A 16,073-nucleotide genomic window follows, 5' to 3' on the forward strand; every position below is an offset into this window, starting at 1 on the left:
CCTACCCGACGAGCCGGTCGACGAAGCACCAGCGCCACGCCTCGCCGGGCTCCGCGCTGCGGACGACGGGGTGCTCCTCACCTCGGGCGTGCGCGCTCGCGTGCCGGTGCGGCGAGGAGTCGCAGCAGCCGACGTAGCCGCAGGACAGGCACTGCCGCAGGTGCTCCCAGCGCGCCTCGCCGAGCGCCACGCAGCCCTCGCAGGCGTCCGCCCCCACGTCGCCGTCCGACACCGGCGCGGAGTCCAGGTGCTCGCAGCCACCCTCGCGCGGCGAGCGCAGCGCCCGGGTCCGCTGGGAGGAGTCCTCGTCGGTCGCGTCGAGGATGGACTCCTCGACGTCGAGCTCGGCCAGGACGGCACGCAGGACGTCGTCGGGCACCCGCCCCTCGTCGCGCACCCGCAGCACCTCGGCGCGCTCGGCGTCGAGCATCTCCAGCCGCAGCCGGACCCACGCCTGCCCCGGCCCGCGCAGGTCGCCGCCGCGCCCGAGCCGCTCCCACGCGCGGTCACGCCGACGGCGCAGCCGGTCGTGCAGAGCGTCGACGACCTCCTGGGGGTCGCCCTCGCCGCGGACCTCCTCCAGCCGCCGCTCGGCGGCGTCCCGGGTGCGCTCCAGCAGCGCGGCGTGCGCGAGCACGTCCTCCCCCGGGTCCGGCGCGGGCAGCCGCACGAGCCGCACGAGCGCCGGCAGGGTCGTGCCCTGCAGCAGCAGCGTGCCGCCGACGACCGTGAGCGCCGCGAGCACGAGCACCTCCCGCAGCGGCGTGCTCGTCGGCAGCGACACCGCGGCGGCCAGCGTCACCACGCCCCGCATCCCCGCCCAGCCGATGACCGCGACGACGCGCCAGGGCGGCACCTCGCCGCGCCCTCCCGCCAGCCGCGCCAGCCGCAGCACGACGGCGACGTACCCGAGGCGCAGCAGGACCACGACGGCGAGCACGACGCCGCACACGAGGAGCGCCCGGCCCAGCCCGAGCTCGCTCTCGACGGCGCCGGCCACGACGTCGGCCGCCTGCAGCCCGATGAGGAGGAAGACGCCGCCCTCGAGGACGAACTGCACCGTGCGCCAGGTGAGCCGCTCGGCGATGCGCGAGCGCGCCGTCTGCTGCACCGCCGAGCGGTGCCCCAGCAGGAGCCCCGTGACGACGACGGCGAGCACGCCCGAGGCACCGACCTGCTCGGCCGGCAGGTAGGCGACGAAGGGCGCCGCGAAGGAGAGCGTCGTGTCCAGGACGGCGTCGTCGAGGCGCCGCCGGAGCCGCCCCGCGGCGGCCGCGACCACCACCCCGACGAGCACCCCACCGCCGGCCGCGAGCAGGAAGCTGCCGGCGACCTCGACGGCCGAGACGGTCCCCGCCACGGCGACGAGCGCCGTCCGCAGCAGCACCAGCGCCGTCGCGTCGTTGACGAGGCTCTCTCCCTCCAGGACCGTCACGAGCCGGCGCGGCAGCCCGACGCGCCGGGCCACGGCGGTGGCGGCCACGGCGTCCGGCGGGGCCACGACGGCGCCGAGGGCCACCCCCACCGCGAGCGGGACGCCGAGCAGCGCGCTGACGACGACCCCGACGACGAGCGCCGTGACGACGACGAGACCCACGGACAGCAGCGAGATGGCCCGCAGGTTGTGCTTGAGGTCCCCGAGCGAGGTCTGCAGCGCCGAGGCGTACAGCAGCGGCGGGAGCAGACCCACGAGGACGAGCTCGGGGTCGAGCACGACCGGCGGCACGAACGGCAGGAAGGAGGCCACGACCCCCAGGACGACGAGCACGAGCGGCGTCGACCCGCCCAGGCGTCGGACCGCGACCTCGACGGCGACCACGGTGACGGCGATGACGACGAGCACGAACGCGGTCTGCACGGGCGCATCGTGCCCCGGCCTCGCCCCGTGCGACGAGGTGCCCGCCGCGGTGGGACCGGGGCCGGTCGACCACACCGGCGCACGGAGGAGCACACTTCGGGGATGCCGGGCTGGGGGAGCTACTCGATCCTCTTCGGACCCCTCGTCGCCCTGGTCGCCGTCGCCGTCATCGCGCTGCTGCTGCGCTGGGGCTGGAGCCGTGGGCACTCCCTCGTGCCCGGCCGCGCCCGCGCGGGCGGGGAGGGCGACTACGGCCTGCTCGTGCCCGTCGCCGAGCCGACCACCTTCGTCGAGGCCGAGGCGCTGCGCGCCCGCCTGGAGGCCGAGGGGCTGCGCGCCACGCTCGCCCCGACGACCGACGGCCCACGCGTCCTCGTCTTCCCCCGGGACGAGCACGTCGCGCGAGACATCCTGCGCCGCAGCGCCTGAGGTCGGGCGCTCGCCCACGGACCCTCAGACGTGCTCGGAGACGAGCACGGCGCTGGTCCCTGGCGACAGCGCCTCGAAGACGTGCCGGGCGTCGCCGGGATAGGTGACGTAGTCGCCCGGGGCCAGCTCGACGGGTCGCTCGGCCGGCCCGACCCGGGCGCGGCCGGCGGCGAGGACGACGTGCTCGCGCACGTCGGGCAGGTGCGGGGCGGAGACCTGCGCGCGGCCCGGCTCGGCGACGACGCGGTAGACGTCGCGGCGAGCCCCCGGCGGGCAGGGCGCCAGCAGCGTCGCGAGGTAGTCCGAGGCCTCGGCGGCCAGGACGAGGCCCTCCCCCGCCCGGACGACGTGCACCTGCGGCGCCTGCGCCTCCAGCAGCCGCGTCAACGGCACCTCGAGCGCGGTGCTCAGCGCCCACAGCGTCTCCACGCCCGGGTTGCCCGCCCCCTGCTCCAGCTGGGAGAGCGTCGACTTGGCGACCCCTGCCCGGCGCGCCAGCTCCGTGAGGCTGATCCCTGCGCGGCGGCGCTCGCGCGCCAGCGAGGCGGCGATGACGTCGAGCGGTGCGCTCGTGCGTCCGTCCACGAGCCCTCCTCGGTGTTCACCACGACGGTCGTCGCGTTCGTCTTGACGAACGCCTTTGTCGTCGACCACCGTACCGGCCATGCGTTCGGCACGGCGAACAGAGGCCACGGCGGCGGTCCTGCGCGACGCCGCCGTGGCCGCCTGCGCCGGGGGTGTCGTCGGCGTCGCCTTCGGCGCCGTCGCCGTGGCGGGGGGCCTGCCGGCGTGGGTGCCGGTGCTCATGTCGGTCGCCGTCTTCGCCGGCTCGGCGCAGCTCCTGCTCGCCGGGCTGCTCGTCAGCGGCGCGGCGCCCGCCGTCGCGGCCGCTGCCGCCCTCGTCGTCAACCTCCGGCACGTGCCCTACGGCATGGCCCTCGCCGACGTCCTCGACCACGGGTCGCTGCCGCGCCGGCTGCTGGCCCGCCACCTCCTCGTCGACGAGAGCACCGCGCTCGCGCTGGCCCAGCCCGGCGGTGCCCCGCGCCGCCTCGCGTACTGGGCCGCCGGCCTCGGGCTCTTCGTCACCTGGAACCTCGGCGTGCTCACCGGCTCGCTCGCCGGCCGCGGCCTGGACACCACGGCCCTCGGGCTCGACGCCGCCCTCCCCGCGCTGCTCCTCGCGCTCGTGCTGCCGTCGCTGCGCGCCGACCCCGCCGTGCGCCGGGCCGCCGCCGCCGGCGCCGTGGTCGCCCTCGCCCTCTCCCTGGTCGCACCGGCCGGCACGGCGGTGCTGGCCGGGCTGCTCGGGCTGCTCGCCCTCGGCCGGCGCACGTCACCGTCGCCGGGCGGCACGGGCTCCCGGGCGTGCGCGGCGCAGGACCAGCCATGACCCCCCTCGCCCTGCTCGTGACCGTCCTGTGCGTCGCGGCCGGCACGTACGCCCTGCGGTCCGCCGGCCCCTGGGTGCGACGACGGGTCGCGCTGCCGGCGTCCTTCGCGCGGCTCGTGACGGCGTCCGCCGTCGTCCTGCTGCTCGTGCTCGTCGTCACCGCCGGGCTGCTGGACGCAGGGACGCCGGTCGGGCCGGCGCGCCCGGCCGGCGTGCTCGTCGGCGGCCTGCTCGCCTGGCGACGCGCCCCGCTCCTGCTCGTCGTCCTCGCCGCCGCCGCGACCGCCGCGCTCCTGCGGCTGCTCGGCGTCCCCTGACGGCCGACGACGCTCAGGCCAGCGCCGTGAACGTCTCCGTGCCCGTGACGGTCTCGCGGCGGACGTCCGCCCCCAGACCGCGCAGCGAGGCGACGACGTCCTCGTAGCCCCGGTCGACGTGCGCGACGCCGTGCACCTCCGTCGTCCCCTCGGCGCGCAGCGCCGCGACGACGAGCGCTGCGCCGGCGCGGATGTCGCTCGCCTCGACCGGTGCGGCCGAGAGCCCCGGACGGCCGCGCACGAGCACGTGGTGGCCGTCGACGACGAGGTCGGCCCCGAGGCGCTCCAGCTCGTGGGCGAAGCGGAAGCGCGCCTCGAAGAGGTTCTCGGTGACGACGCAGCTGCCGTCGGCCACCGCGGCCAGCGCGAGCGCGAAGGGCTGCAGGTCGGTCGGGAAGCCCGGGTAGGGCAGCGTCGCGACGTCGACGGGACGCGGCCGGGCGGGCCCCTCGACGACGAAGCCGCCCTCGACGGGCTCGACCCGCGCGCCCGCCGCCTCCAGCTTGGCGACCGCCATCGTCAGGTGCTCCACGCGCCCGCCGCGCACGTCCACGTGCCCGCCGGTGATGGCGGCGGCGTACGCCCACGTGCCCGCCACGACCCGGTCGGGGACGACGACGTGCCGCGCGGGCGCGAGCGCGTCGACGCCGTCGACGACGAGCCGGCCGCCGCCGCGGCCCTGCACCCGCGCCCCCATGGCCACGAGCAGGTCGACGAGGTCGTCGATCTCGGGCTCCCGGGCGACGTTGTCCAGCACCGTCTGCCCGCGGGCGAGCGTCGCGGCCATGAGCAGGTTCTCGGTCGCGCCGACGCTCGGGAAGGCGAGGGTGATCTCGGCGCCGCGCAGCCCCCCGGGCGGCGCCTGCGTCACGAGGTACCCGTGGTCGACGTGGACCTCCGCGCCCATCGCGCGCAGGCCCTCGACGTGCAGGTCGAGCCCGCGCGAGCCGATGGCGTCGCCCCCCGGCACGGCCACGTCGGCGCGACCCACGCGCGCCGTCAGCGGCCCCAGCACGCTGATGGACGCGCGCATCGCGCGCACGAGCTCGTAGTCGGCGACGTGCCCGACCTCCTCGGGCACGTCGACGCGGCAGGTCCGGGCGGCGGCGTCGTGCTCGACGTCCGCGCCGAGGCGGCGCAGCAGCTCGGCCATGATGCTCACGTCGAGGATGCGGGGCACGCCCTCGAGCACGGTCGGCCCGCTCGCCAGCAGGCTCGCGGCCATGAGCTTCAGGACGCTGTTCTTGGCCCCGGGGACGGTGACCGAGCCTTCCAGGGCGGCACCGCCGGTCACGAGGATGCGGTCCACGCGGGCGAGGGTAGGCGCCGCGCCGCCACGACGCGGGCGACCCGCCCCCCGGCGGGCGCCGGACGGGGACCTGGACGAGCGCCCGGCACGGCACAGGACGTCCGGCCGTCGCCCGGCGGTGCCCACGCCGGCCCGGACCACCCGGCTAGGGTCGACGCCGTGCTGACCGGCCGCAGCGTCGCCGTCCTGGGTCTCGGGCCCATGGGCGCACCGGTCGCCGCTAACCTGCTGCGCGCCGACGTCGACCTCACCGTCTGGAACCGCACGGCGGCGAGGGCCGACCAGCTGGTGGAGGCGGGCGCACGCCGCGCCGAGACCGTCGCCGACGTCGACGCCGACGTCGTCCTGTCGCTCCTGCCCGACGTCCCGCAGCTGCTCGAGCACCTCACGGACGACGTGCTGGCGGCCTGGGGCCGGCGCGGCACGACGCTCGTCGTCATGAGCACGACGTCTCCCGGCCGCGTCCGCGACCTGGCCGACCGGTGCGAGCCGGTCGGGGTCCACGTCGTCGACGCCCCCATGAGCGGTGGCGACAAGGGCGCCCGCGAGGCGACGCTGAGCCTGATGGTGGGGGCCACGGAGCCGGACATGGAGCGGGTCAGGCCCGTCCTGGAGGTCCTCGGGACGACGGTCGTGCACCTCGGCGGGCCTGGCGCAGGCTCGGTCGCCAAGCTCTGCAACCAGGTGGTCGTCGCGGGCACCGTGACCCTGCTCGCCGAGGCCCTGGCGCTCGCCGCCCGCTCGGGGGTGGACCCCGGGCAGGTCACGCGGGTGCTGGCGGGCGGCCTGGCCGCCAGCGCCGTCCTGGACCAGAAGCGCGACAAGCTGGTCGGGCGCGAGTACTCGCTCGGCGGCAGCGTGCGCAACCAGGTCAAGGACCTCGACTACGCGGCGGCCGCCGCAGCCGACGCCGGTCTCACGCTGCCGCTGCTGGAGGCCGTCTCGCAGGCCTTCCGGGACGTGGCGGCCGAGCACGGCGACGACGACCACACGGCCGTCCAGGAGCGCTACCTGCGCGGCTGAGCGCCGGCTCGGCTCACCAGATCCGCACCCGCTCGGCCGGGTCCATCCACATCCCGTCGCCGGGCTCGGTGGCGAAGGCGGTGTGGAACTCGTCGAGGTTCTTCACCACCTGGTTGCAGCGGAACTCCTCCGGCGAGTGCGGGTCGGTCGCCAGCCGCCGCAGGCGCTCCTCCGGCCGCGCGACGCCCCGCCAGGCCCGGGCCCACGAGAGCATGGCGTCGCGCGCCTGCGCCGCGTCGAGGTCGTCGCCGTCGGCCTGACGGGCCAGGCGCAGCGCGACGAGCGCGATGCCGAGACCGCCGAGGTCCCCGATGTTCTCCCCGACCGTCAGGGCGCCGTTGACCGTGCGCCCGGGCGTCTGCTCGGGCTCCAGGACGTCGTACTGGGCGACCAGCCGCTGGGTGAGGGCGTCGAAGGCCTCCCGGTCCGCTGGCGTCCACCAGTCCCGCAGCTGGCCCCGCCCGTCGAAGCGCGAGCCCTGGTCGTCGAAGCCGTGCCCGATCTCGTGCCCGATGACCGCGCCGATCGCGCCGTAGTTGGCGGCGTCGCCCGCCGCCGGGTCGAAGAAGGGCGGCTGGAGGATGGCGGCGGGGAAGACGATCTCGTTCATGCCCGGGTTGAAGTAGGCGTTGACCGTCTGCGGCGTCATGAACCACTCGCCGGTGTCCACGGGGCGCCCCACCTTGGCGAGCTCGCGGTCGGTCTCGTGCGCCGTGGCGCGCCGGACGTTGCCGACGAGGTCGTCGCGCTCGACGACAAGACCCTCGTAGCTCTTCCACTCGTCGGGGTAGCCGACCTTGGGCGTGAACAGGTGCAGCTTCTCCAGCGCCCGGTCGCGCGTCTCCTGGGTCATCCACGCCAGGCCCGAGATCTCCTGCGCGTAGGCCTCCACCAGGCGGTCCACGAGGAGCTGCACCTGCGCCTTGGCCTCGGGCGGGAAGTGCCGCTCGACGTACACCTGGCCCGCGGCCTCGCCCAGCGCGCCCTCGACGAGGGCGACGCCGCGCTTCCACCGGTCGCGCATCGCCTCGGCGCCGGACAGGCGACGGCCGTAGAAGGCGAAGCCCTCCTCGACGAAGGGGGCGCTGAGGTAGGGCCCCGCCGAGTGGACGACCCGCCAGGTGAGCCAGGCCCGCCAGGCCGGCAGGCGCCCCGGCACCACGAGGGCGCCGAGCGCCTCGACGAAGGAGGGCTGGGCGACGACGACCTCGTCGACGAGCCCCGCCGGAGCGCCCAAACCCTCCAGCCACGCCGACCACGGGATCCCGGGCGCCAGGGCCTGCAGCTCCTCGACGGTGCGCAGGTTGTACATCTGCTGGACGTCGCGGCGCCGCACCCTGTCCCAGTGCGCGGCCGCCAGCTCGGTCTCCAGCGCGACGACCGTGGCCGCGAGCCCCTCGGGGTCGTCGCAGCCGGCCAGCCCCAGCATGGCGGTGACGTGCGGGGTGTAGGCGGCCAGCACCTCGGCGTGCTGCTCCTCGCGGTAGTAGGCCTCGTCGGGCAGGCCCAGCCCGCCCTGCCCCAGGTAGGGCAGGTACCGGTCGGGGTCGCCGAGGTCGGTGTGCACCGACAGGGAGAAGAGCCCGCCGGAGCCGACCCGGTCGAGCTCGCCGAGCAGGCGGAAGAAGCTCTCGACGTCCCCGACGTCGGACACCCGTGCCAGCGGACCGGCGAGCGGCGCGGCCCCGGCCTCCTCGACGGCGGCCTCGTCGAGGAAGCTGGCGTACAGGTCACCCACGAGCTGCTCGGCCGCGCTGGCGCCCGCGCCGGCGTCCCGGGCGTCCTCGCAGATGCCGCGGACCGCCGCCTCCGCGTCGTCGCGCAGGTCGACGAAGACGCCGGCCACCGACCGGTCCGGCGGGATCGTCACGTGCTCCAGCCACTCGCCGTTGACGGCGCGGAACAGGTCGTCCTGCGGACGCGCGAGGGTGGTCGTGCCGGGGCGCGCGTCAGCACTCGTGCCGGGGCGCGCGTCGGTGCTCGTCATGGTCCAGGAGCCTACGTCGGGCCGGTGGTCAGGCCACGTCGACGCGGAAGCCCGGCGGCGCGCTCTCCAGCCAGGAGGCGAAGGCCGTGTAGGCCTCCTCGCTCATGGCGAGGTCCAGCCGCTCGCCGTCGTGGTGGCACTCGACGACGACGGCGTCCGGCAGCACCGCGAAGGCCTCGCTGCCCTGGGGACGGCGACGCCGCAGGACCTCGACGGCGTGACGGTCCCACGTGCGCCCGGCGCCGACGTCGACGCCGAACACCCGGTGCCAGACCATGTGGTCGCCCCTGAAGCCGGCGACCCCGAGGACCCACCGCCGGCCCTCGCGGCGGGCGGAGCAGTCGAAGGCCCCGAGGCGCCGGGTGAGCCCCCGGCGCCTCACGAGGAAGAGCAGCACGACGAGCCCGAGGAGGCCCAGCAGGACGGCGGTGACCTCCAGGGAGAGGAGGGCTGCGTCCACCGCCGCCGGCCCGGTCTCAGCGACCGGTGGAGCCCGGGGCTCCCTGCACGTCGACGTCCTCGGCCACGACCACGACGGTGTCGTGGTCGACAGACAGGAAGCCACCGCCGATCACGGCCTCGAGGGAGTCCCCCTCGGAGCCCGCGATCTCCACCGTGCCGTCGACGAGGACGGCCAGGAGCGGCTCGTGGCCGGGCAGCACGCCGAGGTCGCCCTCGGTCGTGCGGACCAGCACGCGGCGGGCCCCTCCGGCCCACACCTGGCGCTCGGCCGAGACGAGCTCCACCTGGAGGTCGGCCATCAGGCGCCGGTCTCCTTCTGGATGCGGTCCCAGTTGCGCTCGACGTCCTCGATGCCGCCGACGTTGAAGAAGGCCTGCTCGGAGACCTGGTCGTACTTGCCCTCGGTGATGCGCTTGAAGGACTCGACGGTCTCGTCCAGCGGCACGGTCGAGCCGACGACGCCGGTGAACTTCTCGGCCATGTACGTGTTCTGGGACAAGAACTGCTGGATGCGGCGGGCCCGGTTGACGATCACCTTGTCGTCCTCGGACAGCTCGTCCACACCGAGGATGGCGATGATGTCCTGCAGCTCCTTGTTGCGCTGGAGGATCTGCTTGACCGCCGTCGCCGTCTCGTAGTGCTCGCGCGAGATGTACTGCGGGTCCAGGATCCGCGAGGTCGACGTCAGCGGGTCGATCGCGGGGTAGAGCCCGCGCGAGGCGATCTCGCGGGAGAGCTCGGTCGTCGCGTCCAGGTGGGCGAACGTCGTCGCCGGCGCCGGGTCGGTGTAGTCGTCGGCCGGCACGTAGATCGCCTGCAGCGAGGTGATGGAGTGGCCGCGCGTGGAGGTGATGCGCTCCTGCAGGACGCCCATCTCGTCGGCGAGGTTGGGCTGGTAGCCGACGGCCGAGGGCATGCGGCCCAGCAGCGTCGAGACCTCCGAGCCGGCCTGGGTGAAGCGGAAGATGTTGTCGATGAAGAGCAGGACGTCCTGGTTCTGCACGTCGCGGAAGTACTCGGCCATCGTCAGCGCCGAGAGCGCGACGCGCAGGCGGGTGCCCGGCGGCTCGTCCATCTGGCCGAACACGAGGGCCGTCTTGTCGAAGACGCCGGCCTCGGCCATCTCCGCGATGAGGTCGTTGCCCTCTCGGGTGCGCTCCCCCACCCCGGCGAAGACGGAGACGCCGCCGTGGTTCTGGGCGACGCGCTGGATCATCTCCTGGATGAGCACGGTCTTGCCGACGCCCGCGCCGCCGAACAGGCCGATCTTGCCGCCCTGCACGTACGGGGTGAGCAGGTCGATCGACTTGATGCCCGTCTCGAACATCTGCGTCTTGGACTCGAGCTGGTCGAAGGCCGGCGCCTGCCGGTGGATGGGCCACCGCTCCGTGATCTCCAGCCGCTCGCCCTCCTCGAGGTTGAGGACGTTGCCGGTGACGTCGAAGACGTGCCCGAGGGTGACGTCGCCCACCGGCACCGTGATGGGGCTGCCGGTGTCGACGACGTCGGTGCCGCGCACGAGCCCGTCGGAGGGCTTGAGGGCGATGGCCCGCACGAGCCCGTCCCCGAGGTGCTGGGCCACCTCCAGCGTCATGGAGGTCTGGGTGCCCAGCAGGTCGTAGGTGATCGTGAGGGCGTTGTTGATGTCGGGGATCGCGTCGGGCGGGAACTCGACGTCGACGACGGGGCCGATGACGCGGCTGACGCGCCCGGTCGCGGACTGGCCGCTCTCGGTGCGGGGCTCGGTGGCGGTGGCGGTCATGGGCTTCTCCTTGGGCCTGGCGGTGACGCTCGGGACGGGTGAGGCTCGGTGGCTGGTCGGCCCGGGCTCCCGGGCGGGTGCGTGCTGCTCTGCTGGGCTGCCGGGACTGACGGGCCTAGCCGCGCGAGCTCGCCGCCAGGGCGTCCGCCCCGCCGACGATCTCGGTGATCTCCTGGGTGATCTCGGCCTGGCGGGCCTGGTTGGCCAGCCGCGTGTAGGTCTTGACGAGGTCCTCCGCGTTGTCGCCGGCCGTCTTCATGGCCCGCTGGCGGGACGCGTGCTCGCTGGCGGCCGCCTGCAGCAGGGCGTTGTGGATGCGGCTCGTGATGTAGCGGGGCAGCAGGTCGTCGAGGACGTCCTCGGGGCTCGGCTCGAACTCGTACAGCGGCAGCAGCTCGCTCTCGTCGGGGGCCTCGACGCCGTCGACGACCTCCAGCGGCAGCAGCCGGGCCACCCGCGGGGTCTGGGTCACCATGCTGACGAAGGCCGTCGAGACGACGAGGATCTCGTCGACCCCCGGCTCGCCCTCCTCCGGTGCGGAGGTCTGCACGAACTGCGCGACGAGCTCCTCGCTGATCTCGCGGGCGTCGTCGAAGGAGGGCGCCTCCGAGAAGCCGGACCACGTCTGCGCCATGTCGCGGCGGCGGAAGCGGTAGTAGGCGACACCCTTGCGGCCGACGACGTAGAGCACCGGCTCGGAGCCCTCCTCGCGCAGCCGTGCCACCTGGCGCTCGGCCTCGCGCAGCACGGAGGCCGAGTAGGCCCCCGCCATGCCGCGGTCGCTCGTGACGACGAGCACGGCCGTGCGGCGGATCTCCGGGCGCTCGGTCGTCAGCGGGTGGTCGGCGTCGGAGTAGGTGGCGACCGCCGAGACCGCCCGGGTGATCGCCCGGGCGTAGGGGGTCGAGGCGGCGACGGCCTGCCTGGCCTTGACGATGCGGGAGGTCGCGATGAGCTCCATGGCGCGGAAGATCTGCTGCATCGACTTCGTCGACCCGATCCGCTGCTTGTAGACCCTCTGCTGGCCGGCCACGGTCTGCTCCTCCTGCGTGGTGGTGGTGGCCCGCCGGGCCCCGTGGGCTCTCGGCGGGTCGGGGGCCGGCACAGGCTCCCGCGAGGGGCCCGTGCCGGCGGCGCCTCAGCGCTTCTGGCGGACGATCTGCTCCTGCGCGCCCTCGTCCTCGGCGCTCTCCTCCTCGACGGGGGCGGCGCCGCCGTCGTCGGAGGAGCGGAACCCGCCCTTGAAGTCGGCGACCGCCTGCTCCAGGCCGGCGATCGTGTCGTCCTCGAGCTTGCCGGTCTCGCGGATGGTGCGCAGCAGGTCACCGCCGCGCAGGGACTCCAGGAGCTGGGACTCGAACCGACGGACGTCCTCGACGGCGACGTCGTCCAGGTGGCCCTTCGTGCCCGCCCAGATCGAGACCGCCTGCTCCTCGAAGGGGTAGGGCGAGTACTGCGGCTGCTTGAGCAGCTCCATGAGGCGCTGCCCACGGCCGAGCTGCTGACGAGAGGCGGCGTCGAGGTCGGAGGCGAACATCGCGAAGGCCTCGAGCGAGCGGAACTGCGCGAGGTCGATCTTCAGCGTGCCGGAGACCTTCTTCACGGCCTTGGTCTGGGCGTCGCCGCCGACCCGGCTCACCGAGACGCCGACGTTGACGGCCGGCCGCTGGTTGGCGTTGAAGAGGTCCGACTCCAGGAAGATCTGGCCGTCGGTGATGGAGATGACGTTCGTCGGGATGAAGGCCGAGACGTCGTTGCCCTTGGTCTCGATGATGGGCAGGCCCGTCATCGACCCGCCGCCCATCTCGTCGCTGAGCTTGGCGCAGCGCTCGAGCAGGCGGGAGTGCAGGTAGAAGACGTCGCCGGGGTAGGCCTCGCGGCCCGGCGGGCGACGCAGGAGCAGCGAGACGGCGCGGTAGGCGTCGGCCTGCTTGGAGAGGTCGTCGAAGACGATGAGGACGTGCTTGCCGCCGTACATCCAGTGCTGGCCGATGGCCGAGCCGGTGTAGGGGGCGACGTACTTGAAGCCGGCCGGGTCCGAGGCCGGGGCCGCGACGATCGTCGTGTACTCCATCGCGCCGGCGGCCTCGAGCGAGCCGCGCACGGCCTGGATGGTCGAGCCCTTCTGGCCGATCGCGACGTACACGCAGCGGACCTGCTTGGTCGGGTCGCCCGACTCCCAGTTCGCCCGCTGGTTGATGATCGTGTCGATGGCGACGGCGGACTTGCCCGTCTGCCGGTCGCCGATGATGAGCTGGCGCTGGCCGCGCCCGATGGGCGTCATGGCGTCGATCGCCTTGATGCCCGTCTGCAGCGGCTCGTGCACCGACTTGCGCTGGACCACCGTGGGGGCCTGCAGCTCCAGGGCCCGGCGGGACTCAGCCTCGATCTCCCCGCCGCCGTCGATGGGACGTCCGAGCGGGTCCACGACGCGGCCGAGGTAGGCGTCGCCAACGGGCACCGAGAGGACCTCCTTGGTCCGGTGGACCGCCTGGCCCTCCTCGATGCCGCTGTAGTCGCCGAGGATGACGACGCCGATCTCACGGACGTCGAGGTTGAGCGCCAGGCCGAGCGTGCCGTCCTCGAAGCGCAGCAGCTCGTTGGCCATCGCGCTGGGGAGCCCCTCGACACGGGCGATGCCGTCAGCCGTCTCGGTGACACGCCCGACCTCCTCGCGGTCGACGCCCGAGGGGTCGAAGGACTGCACGAAGGAGTCCAGCGCGTCGCGGATCTCCTCGGGCCGGATGGTCAGCTCCGCCATGGGGGCCTCTCAGTCGTCGTCTCTGTCGTCGTCCTCGCCGGCGGCGAGGTGGTGGCGCACCCTCCAGGGTGCGGCCTGCTGTCGTGCGGGTCTAGCGGCGGGGCGGTCGAGCGGTGGAGACCGGACGGTCCGGTCTCAGAGGGCCTAGCGGGCGAGTCGCTGGCGGGACTCCGCCAGCCGCGCCGTCATGGTCGCGTCGACGAGCTCGCCGTCGACCTCCAGGCGCACCCCGCCGACGACGCCGGGGTCGACCACCTCGTCGAGGTGCACGCGGCGTCCGTACTGGCGGGTGAGGACCTCGACCAGCCGGGCGCGCTGCCCGGCGCTCAGCGCGACGGCCGTGGTGACCAGGGCGACGACGCGCCGACGCCACTGCGCGGCCAGCTCGCCGTAGGTCTCCAGCGCGCGCTCCGGGGTCAGCCCCCGGCCGCGCAGGACCGCGCGTCGCACGAGCAGGAGGGTCCCCGGGCTGACCTTGTCGCCGAGCAGCTCTTCCAGCAGGGCCTGGCGGGAACGCTCGGGGGCGTAACGGTTGGCGACCGCGGCGCGCAGCGCGCGGTCCCCGGCGAGGAGTCGCTCGACCCGGAAGACCTCCTCCTCCACCTGGTCGACCGCGTCGGCCGAGCCCGTCCCCGACGCGGAGCCGGAGACCGTCGCCAGCACGGCGAGCTGCTCGAGGGCGTCCGCGAGGTCGCGCGCCGCCGACCAGCGGCCGTCGACGAGGCGTCGGACGACGTCGAGCGCCTGGTCGCCCACCTGGCCGGAGAGCAGCCGCTCGGCGAGCGCCACCCGGTCAGCCCCCGGGCGCGCCGGGTCGGTGAGCGCCCGACGCAGCGGCCCGGAGGAGTCCAGGAGGTCGACGACGGCGAAGAGCTGCTCGCCGAGGTCGGTGCCCGTGGCGGCGTCGAGCGCGGGGCCGACGTCCTCGGTCACCTGCCCCAGCGTGCGGCTGCTGGCACCTCGCATCAGCGCGCCTGCCCGGTAGGCGTCGCCGCGGCGGTCTGGCCGGAGGCCGACGGGACGTCACCGGAACGCTCCAGGTCGTCGAGGAAGCGGTCCACGACCCGCGACTGCCGCGCCTCGTCGGCGAGGGACTCCCCGACGATGCGCGAGGCCAGCTCGGTGGCCAGCCCGCCGACCTCGCTGCGCAGCGAGGCCACGGCCTGCTGCCGCTCGGTCGCGATCTGGCGCTGGGCCGACTCCGCGACCCGCTGCGCCTCGGACTCCGCCCGCTGGCGCATCTCCTCGAGGATCTGCGCGCCCTGGGCGCGCGCCTCCTCCCGGATCCGCGCCGCCTCCTCGCGCGACTCGGCCAGCTGCTCCCTGTACTCCGCGAGCATGGCCTCGGCCTCGGCCTGCGCCTTCTCGGCCTTCTCCATGCCGCCCTCGATGGCCTCCTGGCGCTGGGAGAGCACCTTCTCGAAGCGCGGGACGACGAGCTTGGAGACGACGACGTACAGGATCGCGAAGGCCACGAACCCCATGACGAATTCGCCCGGCTGCGGCAGCAGCGGGTAGGGCCAGTAGAGGTTGCCCTGCTCGTCGATCAAGCCGGTCGCGAGGACCGGGGCCGTGAGGACCGGCATGGACGCTCCTGGTGCTTCGAAGGGAGGTACTCGATCTGGAGAGCTCAGCGCGTCATGCGGGGCCGAGCTGACGCCTGGGGCGTCAGTTGATGAACGCGAGCACCAGGCCGAAGAGGGCGAGGGCCTCGGCGAGGGCGAAGCCGAGGATGGCGATCGGCTGGAGCAGGTTGCGCGACTCCGGCTGGCGGGCGACGCCGTTGATGTAGGCGGCGAAGATCATGCCCACGGCGAGGGCGGGGCCCAGCGCCGCGAGGCCGTAGCCGAGGACGTTGATGCTGCCGGTGAGGCCTTCCATGGTGTTCCTTCCGTTGGCGCGCCCTGCGGCGCGTCGGGCGGTCTCTGCGGTGGTGCGGGTGGAGCGGTCTGGTCGACGCCGGCGGCGTCAGTGGTCGTCGGCGATCGACGTGGCGATGTAGCTGGCGGAGAGCAGGACGAAGACGTAGGCCTGCAGGAAGTAGATGAGCAGCTCGAAGCCGGTGAAGACGATGCCCATGAGGAAGGCGCCGACGCTCGCCACGTTGATGAGCAGGCCGTCGGCCTCCACCAGCATGTAGGTCCCGCCGAGGAAGAAGACAAGCAGCAGGATGTGCCCCGCGAACATGTTGGCGAAGAGCCGGAGCGACAGCGTGAGCGGCCGCGTCACGAAGTAGGTGAGCAGCTCCAGCAGGAAGATCACCGGGACGACCAGCTTCGGCAGGCCGGACGGCACCATGCCTCTGAAGTAGCCCCCGAGACCCTTCCGCCGGATCCCGACGACGTGGTAGACGACGAAGACGATGAGGGTCACCGAGAGGGCGAAGCCGTAGCGGCTGAAGGTGGGGAACTGGATGACCGGCACGATGCCGAAGAGGTTGTTCGTGAAGATGAGCAGGAACTGCGTCAGCAGCAGCGGGACGAAGGCCAGGAACTCCTTCGAGCCCAGGGAGTCCCGGGCCACCCCGTTGCGCACGAAGGTGTAGATGCCCTCGGCGACGAACTGCCCCGAGCCCGGCACCAAGGACATCCGCCGGGTGACGACGAAGGCCAGAGCGGTGATGAGCAGGACCGAGAAGGCCATGAGGAACATCGGCCGCGTGATCGCCGTCGCGCCCTCGCCGATGAGGGGGTGCCAGAAGCTCGAGGGGCTGGGTGGGCTGTAGCCGGAGGCCAGGACGTGCGGGCTCACAACATCTCCTCGTCGAGGCCG

The 16,073-nt window shown here is 74.2% G+C and carries 17 protein-coding genes; 4 read left to right on the plus strand and 13 right to left on the minus strand.

The window, feature by feature from the left end; all coding sequences use genetic code 11:
* Position 1: 1 nt before the first annotated feature.
* On the minus strand, positions 2 to 1,858 hold the full coding sequence (locus WDV86_RS11150; RefSeq protein WP_339567709.1) for a Na+/H+ antiporter: 1,857 nt from the start codon (positions 1,856 to 1,858) through the stop codon (positions 2 to 4).
* 102 nt (positions 1,859 to 1,960) lie between these two features.
* On the opposite strand from WDV86_RS11150, the gene WDV86_RS11155 reads away from it, so the two are divergent.
* A complete protein-coding gene (locus WDV86_RS11155; protein ID WP_339567710.1) occupies positions 1,961 to 2,287 on the plus strand; it encodes a hypothetical protein in 327 nt (108 codons plus the stop codon).
* 24 nt (positions 2,288 to 2,311) lie between these two features.
* On the opposite strand, the gene WDV86_RS11160 is transcribed toward WDV86_RS11155, so the two are convergent.
* Entirely contained in the window at positions 2,312 to 2,872 is a 561-nt protein-coding gene (locus WDV86_RS11160) for a helix-turn-helix domain-containing protein (protein ID WP_339567711.1), read from the minus strand.
* A gap of 79 nt (positions 2,873 to 2,951) precedes the next feature.
* Between WDV86_RS11160 and WDV86_RS11165 the strand changes: the two genes are divergently transcribed.
* Together WDV86_RS11165 and WDV86_RS11170 are read left to right on the plus strand one after the other, a co-directional pair.
* Positions 2,952 to 3,680, plus strand: a complete 729-nt coding sequence (locus WDV86_RS11165) for an AzlC family ABC transporter permease (RefSeq protein WP_339567712.1) — start codon at positions 2,952 to 2,954, stop codon at positions 3,678 to 3,680.
* Entirely contained in the window at positions 3,677 to 3,997 is a 321-nt protein-coding gene (locus WDV86_RS11170) for an AzlD domain-containing protein (RefSeq protein WP_339567713.1), read from the plus strand. The genes WDV86_RS11165 and WDV86_RS11170 overlap by 4 nt, the downstream gene beginning before the upstream one ends.
* A 13-nt stretch (positions 3,998 to 4,010) precedes the next feature.
* Here WDV86_RS11170 and murA read toward each other — a convergent pair whose 3' ends face one another.
* A complete protein-coding gene (gene murA / locus WDV86_RS11175; protein ID WP_339567714.1) occupies positions 4,011 to 5,306 on the minus strand; it encodes a UDP-N-acetylglucosamine 1-carboxyvinyltransferase in 1,296 nt (431 codons plus the stop codon).
* A gap of 159 nt (positions 5,307 to 5,465) precedes the next feature.
* Between murA and WDV86_RS11180 the strand changes: the two genes are divergently transcribed.
* Positions 5,466 to 6,329, plus strand: coding sequence for an NAD(P)-dependent oxidoreductase (locus WDV86_RS11180; protein WP_339567715.1), 864 nt, complete (start codon positions 5,466 to 5,468; stop codon positions 6,327 to 6,329).
* A gap of 13 nt (positions 6,330 to 6,342) precedes the next feature.
* Here WDV86_RS11180 and WDV86_RS11185 read toward each other — a convergent pair whose 3' ends face one another.
* The 10 genes from WDV86_RS11185 to atpB form a co-directional block, all read right to left on the minus strand.
* Positions 6,343 to 8,316, minus strand: coding sequence for a M13 family metallopeptidase (locus WDV86_RS11185; protein WP_339567716.1), 1,974 nt, complete (start codon positions 8,314 to 8,316; stop codon positions 6,343 to 6,345).
* A gap of 28 nt (positions 8,317 to 8,344) precedes the next feature.
* Positions 8,345 to 8,776, minus strand: coding sequence for a DUF2550 domain-containing protein (locus WDV86_RS11190; RefSeq protein WP_339567717.1), 432 nt, complete (start codon positions 8,774 to 8,776; stop codon positions 8,345 to 8,347).
* 16 nt (positions 8,777 to 8,792) lie between these two features.
* A complete protein-coding gene (locus WDV86_RS11195; RefSeq protein ID WP_339567718.1) occupies positions 8,793 to 9,077 on the minus strand; it encodes a F0F1 ATP synthase subunit epsilon in 285 nt (94 codons plus the stop codon).
* Positions 9,077 to 10,540, minus strand: coding sequence for a F0F1 ATP synthase subunit beta (atpD, locus tag WDV86_RS11200; protein WP_339567719.1), 1,464 nt, complete (start codon positions 10,538 to 10,540; stop codon positions 9,077 to 9,079). The genes WDV86_RS11195 and atpD overlap by 1 nt, the downstream gene beginning before the upstream one ends.
* Before the next feature lie 115 nt (positions 10,541 to 10,655).
* Entirely contained in the window at positions 10,656 to 11,573 is a 918-nt protein-coding gene (locus WDV86_RS11205; protein ID WP_339567720.1) for a F0F1 ATP synthase subunit gamma, read from the minus strand.
* Positions 11,574 to 11,678: 105 nt separating this feature from the next.
* Positions 11,679 to 13,301, minus strand: coding sequence for a F0F1 ATP synthase subunit alpha (gene atpA / locus WDV86_RS11210; protein ID WP_339567721.1), 1,623 nt, complete (start codon positions 13,299 to 13,301; stop codon positions 11,679 to 11,681).
* 144 nt (positions 13,302 to 13,445) lie between these two features.
* Positions 13,446 to 14,267: a F0F1 ATP synthase subunit delta gene (locus WDV86_RS11215; protein ID WP_339567722.1), complete on the minus strand. Its 822-nt coding sequence runs from the start codon at positions 14,265 to 14,267 to the stop codon at positions 13,446 to 13,448.
* On the minus strand, positions 14,267 to 14,887 hold the full coding sequence (locus WDV86_RS11220) for a F0F1 ATP synthase subunit B (RefSeq protein WP_339567723.1): 621 nt from the start codon (positions 14,885 to 14,887) through the stop codon (positions 14,267 to 14,269). The genes WDV86_RS11215 and WDV86_RS11220 overlap by 1 nt, the downstream gene beginning before the upstream one ends.
* Before the next feature lie 82 nt (positions 14,888 to 14,969).
* Positions 14,970 to 15,182, minus strand: coding sequence for an ATP synthase F0 subunit C (locus WDV86_RS11225; protein WP_339567724.1), 213 nt, complete (start codon positions 15,180 to 15,182; stop codon positions 14,970 to 14,972).
* Between the two features lie 87 nt (positions 15,183 to 15,269).
* Positions 15,270 to 16,052 (minus strand): F0F1 ATP synthase subunit A, encoded by a 783-nt coding sequence (gene atpB / locus WDV86_RS11230; RefSeq protein ID WP_339567725.1) that lies wholly within the window; start codon positions 16,050 to 16,052, stop codon positions 15,270 to 15,272.
* Between the last annotated feature and the right edge of the window lie 21 nt (positions 16,053 to 16,073).

The organism is Pseudokineococcus sp. 1T1Z-3 (assembly GCF_037482365.1).
Taxonomy (GTDB): Bacteria; Actinomycetota; Actinomycetes; order Actinomycetales; family Quadrisphaeraceae; genus Pseudokineococcus.